The 17,379-nt window shown below is 45.0% G+C and carries 16 protein-coding genes; 5 read left to right on the top strand and 11 right to left on the bottom strand.

Translation table 11 applies throughout. The features are described from left to right. Positions 1–30: 30 nt before the first annotated feature. Entirely contained in the window at positions 31–1,551 is a 1,521-nt protein-coding gene (gene exaC / locus C1S73_RS01680; protein ID WP_038867536.1) for an acetaldehyde dehydrogenase ExaC, read from the bottom strand. A 248-nt stretch (positions 1,552–1,799) separates the two neighbouring features. On the opposite strand from exaC, the gene C1S73_RS01675 reads away from it, so the two are divergent. Continuing rightward, positions 1,800–3,563: a sigma-54-dependent Fis family transcriptional regulator gene (locus C1S73_RS01675; RefSeq protein WP_038867533.1), complete on the top strand. Its 1,764-nt coding sequence runs from the start codon at positions 1,800–1,802 to the stop codon at positions 3,561–3,563. A gap of 63 nt (positions 3,564–3,626) precedes the next feature. Here the strand turns inward: C1S73_RS01675 and C1S73_RS27870 are convergent, their stop codons facing one another. Next, positions 3,627–3,764 (bottom strand): hypothetical protein, encoded by a 138-nt coding sequence (locus C1S73_RS27870; RefSeq protein ID WP_009704374.1) that lies wholly within the window; start codon positions 3,762–3,764, stop codon positions 3,627–3,629. Positions 3,765–4,106: 342 nt separating this feature from the next. On the opposite strand from C1S73_RS27870, the gene C1S73_RS01670 reads away from it, so the two are divergent. Then, the gene (locus C1S73_RS01670) at positions 4,107–5,009 is read left to right on the top strand and encodes a LysR family transcriptional regulator (protein ID WP_038867531.1); all 903 of its coding nucleotides are present in this window, start codon (positions 4,107–4,109) and stop codon (positions 5,007–5,009) included. Between the two features lie 99 nt (positions 5,010–5,108). On the opposite strand, the gene C1S73_RS01665 is transcribed toward C1S73_RS01670, so the two are convergent. Next, positions 5,109–6,629, bottom strand: coding sequence for a DUF1254 domain-containing protein (locus tag C1S73_RS01665; protein ID WP_038867529.1), 1,521 nt, complete (start codon positions 6,627–6,629; stop codon positions 5,109–5,111). Between the two features lie 271 nt (positions 6,630–6,900). Between C1S73_RS01665 and C1S73_RS01660 the strand changes: the two genes are divergently transcribed. Then, positions 6,901–7,107 carry a hypothetical protein gene (locus C1S73_RS01660; protein ID WP_038867526.1) on the top strand — a complete coding sequence of 69 codons (207 nt, stop codon included), beginning with the start codon at positions 6,901–6,903 and terminating at the stop codon, positions 7,105–7,107. Between the two features lie 14 nt (positions 7,108–7,121). Here C1S73_RS01660 and C1S73_RS01655 read toward each other — a convergent pair whose 3' ends face one another. From C1S73_RS01655 to C1S73_RS01625, 7 genes are all read right to left on the bottom strand, one after another. Then, on the bottom strand, positions 7,122–7,655 hold the full coding sequence (locus C1S73_RS01655; protein WP_020197503.1) for a hypothetical protein: 534 nt from the start codon (positions 7,653–7,655) through the stop codon (positions 7,122–7,124). Beyond that, positions 7,648–8,490 (bottom strand): hypothetical protein, encoded by an 843-nt coding sequence (locus C1S73_RS01650; protein WP_038867524.1) that lies wholly within the window; start codon positions 8,488–8,490, stop codon positions 7,648–7,650. Before C1S73_RS01650 ends, C1S73_RS01655 begins: the two co-directional genes overlap by 8 nt. 199 nt (positions 8,491–8,689) lie before the next feature. After that, on the bottom strand, positions 8,690–10,138 hold the full coding sequence (gnd, locus tag C1S73_RS01645) for a decarboxylating NADP(+)-dependent phosphogluconate dehydrogenase (RefSeq protein WP_038867522.1): 1,449 nt from the start codon (positions 10,136–10,138) through the stop codon (positions 8,690–8,692). A gap of 40 nt (positions 10,139–10,178) precedes the next feature. Continuing rightward, positions 10,179–10,895, bottom strand: a complete 717-nt coding sequence (gene pgl, locus C1S73_RS01640; protein ID WP_020197501.1) for a 6-phosphogluconolactonase — start codon at positions 10,893–10,895, stop codon at positions 10,179–10,181. Next, positions 10,892–12,394 carry a glucose-6-phosphate dehydrogenase gene (gene zwf / locus C1S73_RS01635; protein ID WP_038867519.1) on the bottom strand — a complete coding sequence of 501 codons (1,503 nt, stop codon included), beginning with the start codon at positions 12,392–12,394 and terminating at the stop codon, positions 10,892–10,894. The genes pgl and zwf overlap by 4 nt, the downstream gene beginning before the upstream one ends. 619 nt (positions 12,395–13,013) lie before the next feature. Beyond that, a complete protein-coding gene (locus tag C1S73_RS01630) occupies positions 13,014–13,700 on the bottom strand; it encodes a response regulator (RefSeq protein ID WP_038867518.1) in 687 nt (228 codons plus the stop codon). Next, positions 13,697–15,316, bottom strand: a complete 1,620-nt coding sequence (locus C1S73_RS01625; protein ID WP_038867517.1) for an ATP-binding protein — start codon at positions 15,314–15,316, stop codon at positions 13,697–13,699. Before C1S73_RS01625 ends, C1S73_RS01630 begins: the two co-directional genes overlap by 4 nt. 434 nt (positions 15,317–15,750) lie before the next feature. Between C1S73_RS01625 and C1S73_RS01620 the strand changes: the two genes are divergently transcribed. After that, on the top strand, positions 15,751–16,041 hold the full coding sequence (locus tag C1S73_RS01620; protein ID WP_039974426.1) for a YkgJ family cysteine cluster protein: 291 nt from the start codon (positions 15,751–15,753) through the stop codon (positions 16,039–16,041). Between the two features lie 88 nt (positions 16,042–16,129). Beyond that, a complete protein-coding gene (locus C1S73_RS27865; protein WP_038867515.1) occupies positions 16,130–16,291 on the top strand; it encodes a hypothetical protein in 162 nt (53 codons plus the stop codon). Between the two features lie 85 nt (positions 16,292–16,376). On the opposite strand, the gene C1S73_RS01615 is transcribed toward C1S73_RS27865, so the two are convergent. Continuing rightward, the gene (locus tag C1S73_RS01615; RefSeq protein WP_038867513.1) at positions 16,377–17,327 is read right to left on the bottom strand and encodes an FAD:protein FMN transferase; all 951 of its coding nucleotides are present in this window, start codon (positions 17,325–17,327) and stop codon (positions 16,377–16,379) included. Positions 17,328–17,379 lie beyond the last annotated feature (52 nt).

Genomic DNA, 17,379 nt, shown 5'->3' with positions numbered 1-17,379 from the left:
TTTCTAATTAAAGTGTTTTCTATCTTCACTCTAGAAGAAGCCTAGCGGATTGACGTCGTAGCTAATGAGTAGGTTTTTCGTATTCTGGTAGTGATCAAGCATCATCTTATGGGTTTCACGGCCGATACCTGACTTCTTGTAACCACCAAACGCAGCGTGTGCAGGATATGCGTGATAGCAGTTAATCCAAATACGCCCTGCTTCGATGTTTCGTCCCATGCGATAAGCGAGGTTTTGGTCTCGCGTCCACACACCCGCACCCAAGCCATATTCTGTGTCATTGGCAATTGCTAGTGCTTCCGCTTCATCTTTAAAGGTGGTCACTGCGATGACCGGGCCAAAAATCTCTTCTTGGAATACGCGCATTTTGTTATGACCTTGTAACAAAGTCGGTTGAATGTAGTAGCCCTGCTCCAAGTCGTTTTCTTGTTTCGCTACATCGCCACCAAACACGACTTTCGCACCTTCTTGACGACCGATTTCTAGGTAACTTAGGATCTTATCGAACTGCTCTTGCGAGGCTTGAGCGCCAACCTGAGTATCGGTATCGAGTGGGTTACCCTGCTTGATTGTCTGCGCGCGCTCCGCAACTTTAGCGATAAACTTGTCGTACACAGACTCATGCACTAACACACGTGATGGACAGGTACACACCTCGCCTTGGTTGAAGAACGCAAGCAAAGTGCCTTCAATACACTTATCTAGATATTCGTCTTCATGATCAAACACATCTGGGAAGTAGATGTTCGGAGACTTACCACCAAGCTCAACCGTCGATGGAATAAGGTTCTCTGCGGCACATTTCAGAATATGGTTACCGACTTCTGTTGAACCCGTAAATGCCAACTTAGCGATTCGGTTACTGGTCGCTAGTGCTTGCCCTGCTTCTGAGCCAAAGCCATTGACTACGTTCACTACGCCAGCAGGCAGAAGATCACCGATTTTCTCCATGAGAACGAGAATCGAAGTTGGCGTTTGCTCGGCAGGTTTTAGCACGACACAACAGCCCGCAGCCAGTGCAGGAGCCAACTTCCAAGCGGCCATCAACATTGGGAAGTTCCAAGGGATGATCTGCCCCACGACCCCAATTGGCTCAGGGAAGTGATAACTTGCGGTATGCTCATCTAATTCAGCCGCACTGCCTTCTTGAGCGCGGATACAACCTGCGAAGTAGCGGAAGTGGTCGACAACCAAAGGCAAGTCTGCGGCTAACGTTTCACGAACGGGTTTGCCGTTTTCCCATGTTTCTGCCACAGCCAACTCTTCAAGATGTTGCTCAATGCGATCTGCAATCTTAAGTAGGATGTTCGAACGCTCAGTCACACTGGTTTTCGCCCATTGCGCTCTTACGCCATGTGCAGCATCAAGTGCAAGATTGATGTCTGCTTCTCCGGAACGAGCTACCTTACAATACGCTTGACCATTGATTGGCGATGTATTGTCGAAGTATTCACCACCCGTTGCTTTTACCCATTCGCCACCGATGTAGTTGTCGTAATGCGATTTGAAATTAACGATGGCATTTTCACTACCTGGCTGTGCATAAATCATAACTCTTCCTTTTGTTCTCGTTCAGTTTTTTGTTTTAAACAACCGAGTGTTCAACTCTGTTGTGTTGTTCACTTCATTACTCAAGTCACATGCCAACAACGCGCGTCTTGTTGTTAATTAAATGTAAAACTATGATTACCAAGCGATAACAAACCAAGTGAGTGACGTTTGAGCGGATGTATGGTGTGAACACCAGTGTTCAAGTGTTCCAAAATGGCACACCCTCACTGTGACAAAATGGTACAGTCATGGAACTTCAACACATTACCAACAGCAATTGGCTTTCCACTTCATGGGACAGAAGTGAGCAAGCCGGTTTAAAACAGCGACGTCGACCAGACGATATTCGCGTGACTTCCGCGTTTCTTGAAGACAGACGCCACCAACTCAATTTCTTGATCGATGCGGTCAAACAATTCGCTCTGCCCCTGTTTAACCAGTTGTTTGCGCACAGCGACAGTCGCCTAATATTGACCGATACGGAAGGCGTGATCATTGGGAGCTGGGGACAACCTAAATTCCGCGAAAAGTTGACAGAGATTGCTCTCAGTTCTGGTGCATGCTGGCAAGAAAAACTCAAAGGTACGAATGCCATTGGTACCGCATTAGTAGAAGCAACACCGGTCTCTGTGATTGGAGACCAACACTTCATACAACATCACCGTTTCATCAGTTGCTCGGCAAGCCCTATCTTTGATCATTTGGGGAACTTAATTGGGGTTCTGGACATCACCAGTGAACAAAAAAAGCATGACTTTTCAACACAGGTCTTAGTGCAAAACATGGTTCAACAGGTGGAGAACCAACTGCTCAACCAAATCCCTCAAGGACACATTCGAGTTGATTTAGCCTGTGAGCAAGGTCTACTGAATAGTGGTTGGCAAGGCATCATCATCGCCAATGAAGAGGGTCAGATTCTGGCTCATAACCAAGTTGCATCACAACTACTTGATCAAACCAACGTTATTGGACAGCAACTCGCCTCCATACTCGACGATTCTGCCAGTAACCAATCTTTAGTCTTCAAAACTCAGCCACTATCGGAGCGTAAAACATCATCTCGTGCCATTTCTGCTTCGAATGACCTGCATTATGGCGACACCACCGTCGAACACTGCTGGCAGCAAGCCAATCGCGTAATCGATAAAGACATTAGCTTGTTGATCCTTGGCGAAACGGGCGTAGGTAAAAATGAGTTCGTTAAAGCTCTGCACAAAAATAGCCAAAGAAAAAACGGCCCCTTGGTTTCCGTTAACTGCGGTGCGCTGCCGAAAGACTTGGTCGAATCCGAACTGTTTGGTTATGTCGCAGGTGCATTCACCGGAGCAAACAACAAAGGTTACCAAGGTAAGATCCGTCAAGCACACAAAGGCATCTTGTTCTTAGATGAAATCGCAGACTTACCATTAGAAGCACAAAGCCGACTGCTGCATGTGCTCCAAGACAAAACCGTGTTGCCTGTCGGCTCAAACCAAACCATCCAAGTGGATACACAAATCATCGCCGCAACGCACAAAGACTTAGAGCTCTTGGTTGAACAAGGTGCATTTCGGCAGGATCTTTATTACCGCCTGAACGGGCTCATCGTCGAATTGCCTCGTTTCCAAGAGCGTAGCGACAAACAAGCACTGATTGAAAACATTCATCGTCGTCACGCCGAGTCTGAACAAAGCATTTGCCCTCACCTACTGTCATTAATGTTGGGCTATGGTTGGCCGGGGAATCTTCGTGAGCTCGACAGCTTAATAAAAGTATCAGCCTTGATGGCACAAGGAGAAGCGCAACTCGAGCTTAGCCACGTACCGAACCACCTTGCCAAAAAGCTAAGCCGAACAAACGTTATCGAACAAGTGGATACGTCAAAAACCAGAGACATGCGTACGACTGTGGAAGATAAGTTGGTGAAAACCTACCAAGCAAACCAAGGCAACATCAGTAAAACCTCACGCATGTTGGGTCTGAGCCGCAATACCATTTATCGCAAGCTCAAGAGCCTTGGTATGCTGAAATGATGAAGTGTGAGAAATAAAAAAAGAGCACCTCTTGGGGTGCTCTTCTTATTTTGAAACCTAGCCTTACAGTCCGCCTTCTTGCTGCGCCTGTTTTACTAATGCCTGACGTTGAGTTTCCGTTTCAGAATTCACTTTCTGTTCCTTGTGCGTTTCCTGATCCATATCTGCCGGAATGAAAACAAAGTACTTGTTAAGAGTCATCGTAAGAACCTCAATTAATAGTGTTAAATCACCTTCTTGGTAAATATAAACAACACCAGCAAAAACAACTTATGCCGGTTCCTTGTTGTAGGTTTCAAAAAATAGAGGATGTTTGTCTACTAAACATCCTCCATATGCAAGCTAATTATAGGAGGAGAGCAAGGGCTTACCTAACACTGTTTTTCATCTTTTACGTAATCTTAGTTTCGATATCAGTATTGATACACCATACCCTTACGAGCTAACTCTATGTCACAAAAGAAAAAAATGATTCAGATTTTATTGGAACAGAGGATGAGAGGCGTTGATACTTAAAGCTCAATGTTTTGAGGCGCTTACTTCGTGAAAAATACCATTGACCTAAATTTATATCGCTTTCTTTACCTGCTCAACCAGCAAAAAACGCAGGCAAAAGTGTGTCACACCCTCGACATCAGCAAAGCGACTTTTACTCGACAACTCGCCGAATGTCGCCAGCGATTTGATAACGAACTGTTCAATGCAGAGAAAGGGTTCTACACCCCCACTCTCCTTTGCCAGCAGCTATGTGAAGCCATAAGCGAGCCGTTAGAACAACTTGAGCAGATACCGCAACTGGCACAAAGCTACAATGCGAATCAGCATGCTAACGAATACCTATTCAGTATTATCAATCCTCTTTCTGCCATGTTGACGATTCCTTTGGTCACCGCCCTCACAACAGAAGAACAAAAGCCTAAGATCGCCTTTATTGATTGGTCGATTGAAAGCATAGAAAACCCCAAACGTGGTGCTGTCGCGATTGGTATTGGTGGTTTTCCAAATGAACTCAATGAAAGGATGGTAGAACGCAAAGTCAGCTCAGTGCCGATTTTCGCTTACGTCAATGATCAACACCCACTCAGTCAACAGCAAGAAATAGAGCTGAGCGATATGGAAAACCTAGATACTGTGCGCGTCTCAATGGGATCGCTCGATGTGAGCGCTTATTACGAGCGAATGCGTAAGTTGACTGGCGTGAATCTAGAACAAAAACTGACTGTCTCCTCCATGAGTGCTGCGCTAGATTGCGTCAAAGTCAGCCCGTATGTATTTGTCGGTATGTACATCGAAGACCAAGAGTTGCCCGCAGGCATTCGTCGATTACCTTTGAAGTTAGAAGGCAAACCTATGATGTTTGACGTAGGTATTCAGTACCATCGTGCCTTCTACCAACATCCAATCATTGCGCAAGTAGAAGCATTTATTAAACAAGCACTTAGATAAACCACTAGATTCAATTGCCACATCGTCAACGAATACAAAAAAGCCGACCAATAAACAGGCCGGCTTCCTTCTTCAGCTTCTAGGACTTAAGCTCTTATCTTATTTAACCTCAGTGATATCACTTGGCTTCCAAGTACCGTCGTACCAAGGTTCTAGTGGACCATATACTCGCAAGATGGTGAACCAACCTTTGTTAGGTACGGTTTGAATCCAGTTTGCTTCTTTGCCTTTTGGTGTTTTCGGGCCAAAGTACAAGTCAATCGAGCCATCTGAGTTCTCAATCATCTCATCACGTTTGTCGTTCTTACTTGGGAACGGTTGGCTCGTTTGGAGCTCCGAACGTGTTTGCGTATCGTAAGCCACCACAGACCAGAAGTTCTTCGCAGGCACATTGGCAGGAATCGTCAGTTTGTAATTCTTGCCACCATCAAAGTACTCGCCTTGCGCAGACTTATCGACAATCGCGTACTTAGACCCTTTACCAACCATCTTCAATGCCATTGCAGGCGTGTTAACCGTTGCCATGTAGAAGAAATAGGTACGTGCATCTAGGTTTCGTCCACCGTTCCCTTCTTCAATTAGCCACTGGTAATCGTTGCCGATGAAGGCAGTCTTCCAGTTACGGTCGTTCCAAATATATGCATTCTCGGTGCGTGGGTTAAACATCAGTGCACGTGCCGTTGCATTACCAATCGCGGCACCATCTTCAAGGATCTTTTGCATGCGAGCATCCGGTGCAAATGGTTTGCCCTTCTGAATACCGATAGTTGCAATCAAACCACGCATTTCTGGGTCGATGAATTCAATCAGCTCTTTGTCGATCACCGTTTTGATTTCATCATAGAAATGGTCGTCGTTCGCATGGATAGTATTGAAGGACTTACCACTACCTGAGATGAATTCCATCTTCGGTGGTTCACCTTTCTTCGCCAGTGGGTAAATCTTCAAACCTGTGTGGTATGAGTTAACCGCTGCATCCGTCTTACCATCTTTCAGGAAGCCACGCGCAATAAACCAGTTGGTATAACTTGTCGATTGCGAAACATGATAACCCTCAGGTACTGGCCCCTCATAGTTTGGTGGCAAGATGAGGTATTTACCGCCCTGACCTTTATCTGGACCTACAACGCCCATATCGGTCACAAAACGGAAGAAGGCATCGTTGACTGTAGTTGGCCCCATGCCCGGCGGGATTTCCACAACCGTTGGACCATCACGTTCTAAATCAAGAAATGCCGATGCGTAAACCGTATCCGTGTTACCCGTTAAAAATAGAGGGTTTGAATCCATCAGATCATCAAACAGCATCACCTGATTTGAATTGGTTAGCCCCATCTTCTCATGCCCGACTCTCAACGCTTCCATAGAGGCCATAGGAATCGCGTTCATAAACACTTCTGTCGCACGCATGGTATCGAGATTGTTGTACAGCGTATCCATGGTTTGTTGGCTTGGCACGCCATCCTTGAAATTCAGAGTACCAATGCTGGTTTCAACCTTATCAGGTGTCATGATGCTTGATGGAATGTCAGTGTTGTAAGCGCCTGTGCTTGCCATCACTGATGATGAAACCAATAGGCTGGTAATCAATGCGACACGTTTAAGTTGAGTCTTTAACATAAGAGTTTCCTGCGTTTTCAGTTGGGATGCATTTACTTTAGTCAAAGATAAAAATCATTTTTGACGCTCAACAGAATCAAAAATGCTGTCCTAAGCATTATGCAATGAAACTCACAACAATTGGCGATTAAAAACTGTCTACTAGGTCAATATTTAATCTTTTTTGAGAAATATTTAGCCTACTTTTTGGGTATCTTCTGAGCAAAAAAGAGACAATACAAATGCGGAGTGAAAGCACTCTGGCTCTACCCACTCAGCTCTGGGAGGCGTTATGAAAAGTAAAAAATTAGGTCATGTGATGTCATTCAGCAGAATGTTTTCCTTCATTGCCTTTCTGACAGCCACATTCGCTTGGGTATTAAGTATGTATGCCCTCTTTACGGTTTCCGTTGTGGCTCTCTTCGTCAGTGCACTTCTCTACTTGAATGACAAATTCGGCCATCACCCAAAAGGCAATGTAAAAGAAAAGAGCGCTTAGGCGCTCTTTGAGTACTAATGAACAATGCTCCTAGACTTCAGATAAGCATTTATTTCATCAAGTTGATATAAGTTGCCGTCTTCGGTCATAGTCAACATCGTCTCATCTCGACATAACTCAGGCTCTCTGACCATTACCTCAATGCTCGGCTTACTCGATGCTAAAGAAAATAACGGGCATTCATAGTAGCCTTGACCTGTCGCGAGTGAAATTAATCTTTCTTGCTCTATAAGAGAAGCGGGCCACGCTAGAGCTATTGCTGACAACAACATAACTTCAAGCGAACGACTTAATGCCGTCGACACGGCTTTGCCTATCTTTGCTTTGTATATGGCATAAACACAACTTACAAGAATAGTGATACTAGCGCCAATAACGATTACATAGCGCGTATTAATGTAGATTATTTGATATTGCTTAGCTAATTGAACCTGTAAGCTTAGAGATTCGAAATGATCACTGAGCAACGTAAAAGCAATGCCACATGTAATCAAGCTGATAACAAGAGCGACCAGGCTAACTTTTTTTATGCTTGGCGTATCATCCATTGTTAAACCTTAGAAACTGATTCATAGCTCGAGCTGATTTATATCTTTGAATCTTCATCTCGCTTTCATGTTTTACTTGAGCCTCAACAAAACTGTTTAACTGAGCGATCAGTCTCTTTTTAACTAGGTATTCGCCCTCCAAATACTCTAAAAATAATCCGAAGATTGCTGCGACAGCGATACCGAATCCTATTGGCACTAATACCGTAGTTGTCACAGCAGAAATCATTACACCAGCGACATAGCCCAGTACTCCAGAAATAGCGGCTATTACAATATCAGTTGAAACATTTACAACCCAGTTAGACAGTAAGTAGTCTTTTTTGAGAGCAAGTTCTAGTGTTCTGAAAGGCACAGAATAAATAACCGTTAAGATCACACCACCTTTTGCAGCAGCCTTTAAGCCAAGTTTTCCTATCCCCAAAGCCAGCATCTGTGCATTCGAGGATAAATACCTTGACTGTTTGATAATACTACGTAATTTATGGTTGCCAGAAAAACTAATATAACTTTGTGCTCCCTTCTTTGTGATTTCATACTTCCCTAGTATTGAACCACCTTTCTTAAGGTCCTCAGCTAAGAGATAAAACGCAGATAAGTCATGTATTAAACTTCCCTTTGCACTGATAACCTCTACTAACTTCATTCCCGTTATTAAGTCGGTTATTTGCTGTTCATTTAACCCTTTCATTTTCTTTTCAAATAACCAAAGATCGACGAGTCCCTTTTGGTCTAGTACATAAATATCTACTTCATGCATGTCTAAAGACTTTAGACATTGATCTCTTTGACTTTTGTTTCTCTTGCTCAAACACTGAAATCTATCGCTTGCCATACTCTTATTCCCAAACCTGATGTTGAGAAGTATTTTAAGGAGAGTGCTGAAAGGTTCTTTTCCATTTGTGAGAACTGCGTTTGACTTCAAATCATTGTGAAACTGTTAGTTTTAGTAGTATCTCTCTCATGAATTGCAGGTAATAAAAAAGGATGCCACTTGGGCATCCTTTTGCTTTGATCAGCTTACTGACCGCGGATTAAACGTCGTACGTTGTAGACGCTGTGTCGCCGCCTGTACCAGTCCAGTTAGTGTGGAAGAATTCACCACGTGGACGGTCAATACGCTCGTAAGTGTGAGCACCGAAGTAGTCACGTTGAGCTTGAAGCAGGTTCGCTGGTAGACGAGCTGTTGTGTAACCGTCTAGGAAAGATAGCGCTGAAATCGTACATGGCATTGGGATACCAGACTCTAGAGATTTCGCTGCTACTTTACGCCATGCTGCTAGGCTGCCTTTTAGGATGTTTTTGAAGTACTCATCAGAACCTAGGAACGCGATGTCTGGGTTCGCTTCGTACGCATCACGAATGTTGCCTAGGAACGCAGAACGGATGATACAACCACCACGCCACATTAGGGCTACGTTGCCGTAGTTTAGGTCCCAACCGTTCTCGTTAGACGCTTCGCGCATTAGCATGAAGCCTTGAGCGTAAGAGATGATCTTAGAAGCCAGTAGCGCTTGACGTAGTGCATCAACCCACTCTTGCTTGTCACCTTCAACTGGAGTGATTGTCTTACCGAATAGAGACTCAGCTTCAACACGTTGGTCTTTCAGTGCAGATAGACAACGAGAGAACACAGACTCAGAGATAAGCGTTAGTGGAATACCTAGATCTAGTGCATTGATACCAGTCCATTTACCAGTACCTTTTTGGCCTGCTGTGTCTAGGATCTTCTCAACTAGAGGCTCACCGTCTTCATCTTTGTAGCCAAGGATGTCAGCAGTGATTTCAACAAGGTAGCTGTCTAGCTCAGTCTTGTTCCAATCAGCGAATACTGCTTGCATCTCGTCTGCAGACATACCAAGACCGTCTTTCATGAACTGGTAAGCTTCAGTGATAAGCTGCATGTCACCGTATTCGATGCCGTTGTGTACCATTTTAACGAAGTGACCAGCACCATCGTTACCAACCCAGTCACAACATGGCTCGCCAGCGTCAGTTTTTGCAGAGATACCTTGGAAGATTGGCTTAACCGCTTCCCAAGCTTCAGCCGCGCCGCCAGGCATGATTGAAGGACCAAAACGTGCACCTTCTTCACCACCAGATACACCAGTACCGATGAAGTGAATGCCTTTCTCACGGCAATGTGCTACGCGACGGTTTGTATCTGGGTAGTTAGTGTTACCACCGTCGATGATGATGTCACCTTCGTCTAGAAGCGGAATTAGGTTGTCAATGAACGTGTCAACAACGTCACCAGCACGAACCATAAGCATCACTTTACGTGGTGTTTCTAGCTTCTCTACTAGTTCTTCTAGAGAGTATGCACCGATGATGTTTGTGCCTTTCGCTGGACCTTCCAGGAACTCGTCTACTTTAGCAGCAGTACGGTTGTGAGCCACAACTTTAAAGCCGTGGTCGTTCATGTTTAGGATAAGGTTTTGACCCATTACAGCAAGGCCGATTACACCGATATCACCTTTCATTGTTTCTCTCCAATTGTCTTTTATTCGACCAGCGGCCGCATTAAGCGATTTTTGCCGCTGCGTCTAAATCTAAATACCATTCCGTCAGACCCGCTTTCGCTTGGATCTTCGCTGCCGGATATGGAAGTACGCGTGCTGGTGAGCTATTAATCTCTTCGATAATGTCTGCTTTACCAGCGCCAAGTACCAAGTAACTGATGCGCTTCGCTGCTTCTAGTACGCGTGCCGTTTTCGATACACGAATCTGACCAGACTCAGGATGAGACGCCAATACTGATAGGTTCTCATCATCGTAGTTTGTCTGACCTGGGAACAGCGATGCGGTATGACCGTCTGCGCCAACACCAAGCAAGATCCAATCAAACACAGGAGTGCCATTTTCAGTTGGAATCACTTCTGCCATCTCTTTCGCAAAGCGCTGTGCTTCAACTTCTGGCTCGTCTTCACCACGAATGCGGTGGATGTTCTCAGCAGGAATGCTTACTTGGCTAAATAGTAGCGTATTTGCTTCACCGTAGTTGCTTTCTGCATCATCAGGAGCAACGCAACGCTCATCACCCCACCAGAAGTGTAGGTTTTGCCACTGAATTGACGTCGCATAAGCTTCTGTTGCCAATAGCTTAAACAGCATTTTAGGTGTGCTGCCGCCAGAAAGAGAGATGTGAACAGGTCTGCCCATTTCGCTAAACGCTTTCATGTCGTTAGCAAGGCTTTCTACTACCTGCTCTGCTGTTTGGTAGATCTTATGGTTGATCATAGTTCGCAGTAGTCCGTATCTGTTAGGTTTTTACAAGGGAAGCGCCATGCGCGGTTCGCTCGCTGTAGCAAGTCGTCCGCCTCTTTTGGTCCCCATGTACCACATGCGTATCCGAATAGCGCTTGTGGGTCTTGCTTGAAATCTAGAATTGGTTGTACGTATTTCCAACACGCTTCAACCGCATCGCTACGAGCAAATAGCGTTGCATCACCGTTTAGGGCATCAAGTAGTAGACGCTCATAAGCAGTTAGCATTTGAGTTTCTTGCAGATCAGCGTAATGGAAGTTCATTTTCACTTCCTTCGCTTTAAAGCCTGCGCCCGGCTCTTTCAGACCAAAGCTCATTTGGATGCCTTCGTCTGGCTGAATACGAATAATCAGCTTGTTCTCTGGTGCGTTTTGACCAAACACTGGGTGTGGTGTCTGTTTAAAGTGGATAACCACCTCTGTCACGCGAGTCGGTAGACGCTTACCTGTACGTACGTAGAAAGGCACGCCATTCCAACGCCAGTTGTTGATGTAAGCTTTCAGGCCGATGTAAGTCTCAGTACGAGAATCGTCTGCTACGCCGTTCTCTTCACGGTAACCAGGAAGTTGTTGACCACGAACTTCAGACGCCGTGTACTGACCCAATACAAGGTCATTGCGAAGTGCGTCTTCATCCAGTGGTTTAAGACACTGCAGCACTTTCACGACTTCATCACGCATCGCGTCAGCATTGATTTGTGCAGGCGGCTCCATACCAACCATTGCCAATACTTGTAGCAAGTGGTTTTGGAACATGTCGCGTACCGCACCTGAACCATCGTAGTAACCGCCACGCTCTTCTACGCCTAAGAATTCTGCGCCTGTGATTTCCACGTAATCAATGAAGTTACGATTCCACAACGGCTCAAACATAGCGTTAGAGAAACGAAGTACAAGAAGGTTTTGAACCGTTTCTTTACCTAGGTAGTGGTCGATACGGTAGATTTGGTGCTCTTGGAAGTGCTCGTGAATTTCTTTATCCAACGTACGCGCTGATTCAAGATCGTAACCAAAAGGTTTCTCAATGATCAGACGTTTCCAACCATCATCCTCGTTATTCAGACCGTGCGCTGCAAGGCTTGCAGGGATCACGCTGTAAAGGCTTGGTGGTGTAGCAAGGTAGAAAAGCGTATTACGTTGTTCGAATTGATATTCGTCTGCGAGTTGGTCTAGTCGAACCACCAACTTGCTGTAATCTTGTGTGTCAGAAGTATTGATTGCTTGGTAATGCAGGTGGTTGATAAATGCATCAAGCGTTTCTGGCTCTGTCTTTTCCATTTCCTGAAGCGATTTTTTCAACTTCTCGCGGTAAGACTCGTCACTGTATTCAGTACGACTTACACCTAGAATGGCAAAATTCTCTGGAAGCTGCTTGTTCGCATAAAGGTGGTATAGAGCAGGAATTAACTTACGGTATGTAAGGTCACCTGAAGCACCAAAAATAACGATGCTGCTGTTTTCTGGTATTACCATCATCTTTCCCTTAAAAACGAGGTACTTATTGTGTGCCCGGATACGGCTAAAAGGATTGAGCCAACCCTATCAATGGCACCCCAAAATAGAAAATTGGTCTTACCTATTACGTTGATAGGTAAAGCCTATAGCCCTAAAACCCACCTCAACGGTTGAACTCCTTAACCATAGTTTGAAATTCAACAACTGGCGGTCTTTTAGGACACTTATGTCTCTCGAGTACAACCTTGCACTCTACGGAGGAGATTTCCGACACGGGGGCGTATTGTCTACGACTATTTGATTTACATCAACACTTGGTAGTGCAAACGTTTAAATAATTTACACAATACGACATAAGCAATTGAATATAATGGAATAAAGCCAACTCATTTTGACTGGGCAAAATTCAAGCAAAAACTCTAAATTGAGGAATAATTGTTCAGATTTGCAATCCATTACATAAGTAATGTGCAATAGGCTACATTTGTCATGTCGCGCGTTTTTTGTTGCGTTTGATTTTGACTGAACAACACTCGAGTGTTCTATCAGAAACCTCCCCGATCTGGAGTGGCAAATTCTTAGGAAAATGAAAGCGGCGGGAAATCGTGCCGCCGTTCTTGCGTGTAAACAGTACGAGCTATCGAATCACTTTTTTATAACTGCGTTCTGGTCGCCCTACTGTGCCATAGTTTAAGTCGGCTTCCAGTTCACCCGAACTGATGAGGTATTCAAGATAACGTCTGGCCGTCGTGCGACTGGCACCGATCTGCTCGCCTGCTTCGTCCGCCGTAAACATGCCTTCTCCAACAAACAAAGCACGAATCTTGTCTAGAGTTACGCCATCGATTCCTTTTGGTAAGCGTTGTGGCGCATTGTCTAATCTTGCATTTGATTGCAGCATCTTATCAACCAAGTTCTGATCTAAGCTTTCTGCAACGTTCAGCTGTTGACGTTGAGATATGTACTTTTGCAATGCCGCCTCTAATCGAGGGAACATAACGGGCTTGAGTAGATAATCAACGACCCCGCCTCGCATCGCTTGTTGAAGCGTATCTACATCTCTCGCCGCGGTAATTAAAATCACGTCACAAATTTGATTGTTTGAGCGCAGCGTATTGAGAATCTCCAAACCCGTTCCGTCTGGCAAATAAACATCCATCAGTAACAAATCTGGTTTAAGGATCTCTAGCTGCATTTCTGCTTCCATCCGTGTCGTTGCAATGCCCACTACTTCCAAGCCGGAGAGTTGGCTAAGATATTTATGGTGAAGCTCTGCAATGGCAATATCATCCTCGATGATCATGACTCGCGTTGCCGTATTCATACTTGTTCTTCCTTAGGCAAATACACGGTAATTCTCGTTCCATGTTCTGTATTTGGTAGCATCTCAACATAACCGTGATAACGCGTCGCCAGTTGATTCACAAGGTGTAATCCTACCCCTCGATTCTGGCGAGACTTGGTTGAAATGCCCTTTTTCAAGAGCTCTTGTGGCTCAATGTTTTCCGGTAGCCCACAACCTTGGTCGACCACCTCTAAAATCACTTCGTTTCCGTAATCACTGATCGAAACATCAATGCTGCGACGCTCTAACGCAAACGCAGATTCAGCACGAATAGCAGACAAAGTCGCGTCAAATGCGTTATCGACAAGGTTGCCGAGAATGGTCACCAAATCTTCGGCGTTTAGCCATTCTGGTAGCGGCTCTAGGCGACTGCCTTCTTCGACCACCAACAGCAAACCCAACTCCCGTGCTCGTTCTGTTTTGCCTAAAAGCATGCCAGCGATAAGAGGATCTTTAATGGTGTCCCGTAAGAACTCAATCATCGCTTGGTAATGCGCCGTCTCTTGTCCAATAAGCTGCTGCACCGCTTCTAGCTCACCCATTTGAACCAAGCCGCTAATGGTGTTGAGTTTGTTTCTGTGTTCATGCGTTTGTGAGCGAAGCAAATCCGCGTACTCTTTGGTTTGCGAAAGTTGCTCGGTGAGTTCATTGATTTCATCACGCAAACGGAAGCTCGATACGGCACCGACAATTTTGCCATCCACAAAGATCGGCGAACGGTTTGCGATTAAGCGTTTGTGATTCAGGAAGATCTCGATGTCGTGATCTTCTTGTCCTGTTTCTAACACCGTATACAAATCGCTATCTCGGAGCGTATCGGTCAACGGTTTGTTGAGCGCAGCCTCTCGGTTAATACCTAGAATTTGGCATGCGCTACGGTTGATTGAGCGTAATACACCTTGCGCATCAACACTGAGCACCCCTTCTTTAATGGTGCTCATAGTCACATCCAATTCACCGTATAAGCGACCAATCTCTTCCGGCTCAAAGCCCATTATCGCTCGTTGGAATTTACGTGACGCATAGTTAGAGACCACGGCATTGGCTGCAACCACAACCAATGCCATTACAATTAGAAAAGCAAGAAACGGCTCGATTCGATCTTGTAGGCGCTCCAAGAGATAACCGACAGAAACCACCCCAATGATGTTGCCTTGCTGGTCAAAAATCGCCGCTTTACCACGAACGGAATAGCCTAGAGAACCTTGAGCCGTTGAGATATAGGACTTCCCCTCCACCAACGCTCTTTGGTTATCACCGCCTTTCATCGGCTTGCCAATACGTTCATCGACAGGGTGAATCAGACGCACGCCATCTTTATCGCCGATAACAATAAACGCAGCACCTAACGCATCGGTCATTTCACGAAATCGCTGTTGGTATGGCTCAGGGTTTTGAGATTCGATCATCTCGATGACGATGTGGGATGTCGATAAGAAACGCGCAACACCCAGTGCCTTCTCACCCATCTCTTGTTCTTGATCGAATTTGAGGTAAGTAAAGCCTGCGGCAACAAGAATAAGAAGTTCAATCAAACCCGATAACGTCATAATAATGAGCATCCGCTTGCGAAAGCTGATCGAACTCCAACTCATTGATATATCCTTTATCGACTCTCAAACTACCACGTCACTGTGACGACGCTCCTACGTTAACACTGAGTTAACAAAGGCGTACCCTCTAAATGACAAATATGTGAACGAGGGAAATAATCTCGCTGGCTGGTGCTCAGTTTTTAGGCGCTAGGGAAGAGAAAATGATCGTCCACTCTCCTACTTAAGTTACTTTCTGGCTGACAAAGTTAGGGTCTGTTGACCTTTTGAGCTGATTTTTGCAGCGAATTGTTGGGTATTTATACAAGGCAGAGACTTTGCTGTGTAGCTTGCCTCCATGAGAAGTCGATAACGTAGTAGAAATGACCAACAAATGCTGCCCAAAGGGTTCAGCTAGGCGCCCCCAGCTAAAAAATAAAGGTCATTTGAACTAGTATTTACGGTATCATGCACAATTGATCTAGTTGTAGCTATCCATGAACATACCCACTAAAAACCCGTTATCCTCCAATGTTTCTTGCTCAAACTGCCAGGCATGCTGCTGTCGTCTTGAAGTTATGATTATCTCAGATACTGGCGTTCCAGAAGAATTTATCGAACGTGATCAATATGGCGGTGAGACAATGATGCGACTGGATGATGGTTGGTGCGCAGCGTTAGATAGAGACAGTTTAATGTGCACTATTTATGAAAATCGGCCTTGGATATGTCGCGAGTTCGAAATGGGATCGGATGAATGCCTTGATGAACGAGTTAAGTTCTTATAAAGCAGAATCAGCGGCTTTATTTTGCGTTTGCTCCCCTTAACTAGCGGCATGTTAAAGTACACGGTTCGCTCTAAAATGAAAAAATAACATGAGAAAATATTACATTGTTGAAGGCGACACGAGCGCCAAAAAGCAAAAACTGGCTTACCCAAAACTCGCGCTGTGTGACAAGTGTGTCAGTGGCTATGTGGTGATCAGTGAAGAAGAACGCACTTATGAAGAATGCGTGAAGTGTGGAGCCGATGACTAATCACCTGACTTCAATAAAATCATGAGATAACAAGGGGGAGAATGTATACTTTCTGCCTCTGTTTCCTGTCTCGCTTCGATAAACCTCAGCGTAGGTAAATCCCGCCATTTCGATCGATTAGTCCCTCGGTAACAACAACCTCACCCAACTTTGAAACCGCCACTGCTTCAATGCCAGCTTGCTGATTCAAATAAGACATAGACTCTTGTATTGATGGTAAAAAACCTGCTGTGCTCCATATTTCACCATCGACCGAATGCTCCGATAGAATCGTAAGCCCAGCGATATCAGTCTCAATCGGCATTCCCGTTTTTGCGTCCAACAAATGATGGTAACGTTGCCCATTGCTCTGAAAAAAGCGCTCATTGATCCCAGAAGTGACCATCGACATCCCTTTAAGTGGAACAACGCGAATCACATCACCACGTTCTCCTAACGGATTTTGAATGCCCACATTCCATGCTTGATTCGTATTAGTTGGCGATTGACCAATCGTTAATACGTTCCCCCCCAAACTAATAAAACCATTTTCTACGCCAGCAGAGACTAACTCTCGTTTAACCTGATCGGCGAAATATCCTTTAGCAATGGCACCCAAATCTATCTCCATACCGACGTGGTTTAAATAAACAGAGCATTGGTGCTCATCAAGGATGACTTGGCTAGGGTCAACCAATTTGAGCTTTGTTTCAATCTCTTCACGGCTCGGAACCTTGGCATCTTTAAATCCAATTCGCCACGCTTTCACAAGAGGACCAATCGCAATATTGAAAGGATGACTTCGGTCTTCACTGACCATTTTTGCCAGTTTAATTAGGGCAAAAAGGTCCGGTTGAACACAAACGGGAGCAATACCTGCGTTTTGATTAACGCGCATCAGTTCCGAATCTGGTTGATTCACCGTAAAACGTTGAGCGAATTGCTCTAGCTGAAAATAAGCTTCTTTTATTAGGTGTTCACCATTGGCGTGGTAAACGACAAGATCGATGAATGTGCCCATCATCGGAAATCGTGCGCTGTATTTCTTTATGCTCATCTGAAGATCCTGAATGTCCAATGTGAAAAAGAGGGAAGCATCGCTCCCCTCT

Source organism: Vibrio jasicida 090810c, from assembly GCF_002887615.1.
In the GTDB taxonomy this organism is placed as follows: domain Bacteria; phylum Pseudomonadota; class Gammaproteobacteria; order Enterobacterales; family Vibrionaceae; genus Vibrio; species Vibrio jasicida.
The sequence above is the reverse complement of the archived record's forward strand: the minus strand, read 5'-3'. Positions and strand labels throughout refer to the sequence as shown.

What these genes read in the sequence shown, in the direction of transcription:
- exaC (WP_038867536.1), bottom strand. Translation starts at nt 1,551, where the DNA reads ATGATTTATGCACAGCCAGGTAGTGAAAATGCCATCGTTAATTTCAAA.
- C1S73_RS01675 (WP_038867533.1), top strand. Translation starts at nt 1,800, where the DNA reads ATGGAACTTCAACACATTACCAACAGCAATTGGCTTTCCACTTCATGG.
- C1S73_RS27870 (WP_009704374.1), bottom strand. Translation starts at nt 3,764, where the DNA reads ATGACTCTTAACAAGTACTTTGTTTTCATTCCGGCAGATATGGATCAG.
- C1S73_RS01665 (WP_038867529.1), bottom strand. Translation starts at nt 6,629, where the DNA reads ATGTTAAAGACTCAACTTAAACGTGTCGCATTGATTACCAGCCTATTG.
- C1S73_RS01660 (WP_038867526.1), top strand. Translation starts at nt 6,901, where the DNA reads ATGAAAAGTAAAAAATTAGGTCATGTGATGTCATTCAGCAGAATGTTT.
- C1S73_RS01655 (WP_020197503.1), bottom strand. Translation starts at nt 7,655, where the DNA reads ATGGATGATACGCCAAGCATAAAAAAAGTTAGCCTGGTCGCTCTTGTT.
- C1S73_RS01650 (WP_038867524.1), bottom strand. Translation starts at nt 8,490, where the DNA reads ATGGCAAGCGATAGATTTCAGTGTTTGAGCAAGAGAAACAAAAGTCAA.
- gnd (WP_038867522.1), bottom strand. Translation starts at nt 10,138, where the DNA reads ATGAAAGGTGATATCGGTGTAATCGGCCTTGCTGTAATGGGTCAAAAC.
- pgl (WP_020197501.1), bottom strand. Translation starts at nt 10,895, where the DNA reads ATGATCAACCATAAGATCTACCAAACAGCAGAGCAGGTAGTAGAAAGC.
- zwf (WP_038867519.1), bottom strand. Translation starts at nt 12,394, where the DNA reads ATGGTAATACCAGAAAACAGCAGCATCGTTATTTTTGGTGCTTCAGGT.
- C1S73_RS01630 (WP_038867518.1), bottom strand. Translation starts at nt 13,700, where the DNA reads ATGAATACGGCAACGCGAGTCATGATCATCGAGGATGATATTGCCATT.
- C1S73_RS01625 (WP_038867517.1), bottom strand. Translation starts at nt 15,316, where the DNA reads ATGAGTTGGAGTTCGATCAGCTTTCGCAAGCGGATGCTCATTATTATG.
- C1S73_RS01620 (WP_039974426.1), top strand. Translation starts at nt 15,751, where the DNA reads ATGAACATACCCACTAAAAACCCGTTATCCTCCAATGTTTCTTGCTCA.
- C1S73_RS27865 (WP_038867515.1), top strand. Translation starts at nt 16,130, where the DNA reads ATGAGAAAATATTACATTGTTGAAGGCGACACGAGCGCCAAAAAGCAA.
- C1S73_RS01615 (WP_038867513.1), bottom strand. Translation starts at nt 17,327, where the DNA reads ATGAGCATAAAGAAATACAGCGCACGATTTCCGATGATGGGCACATTC.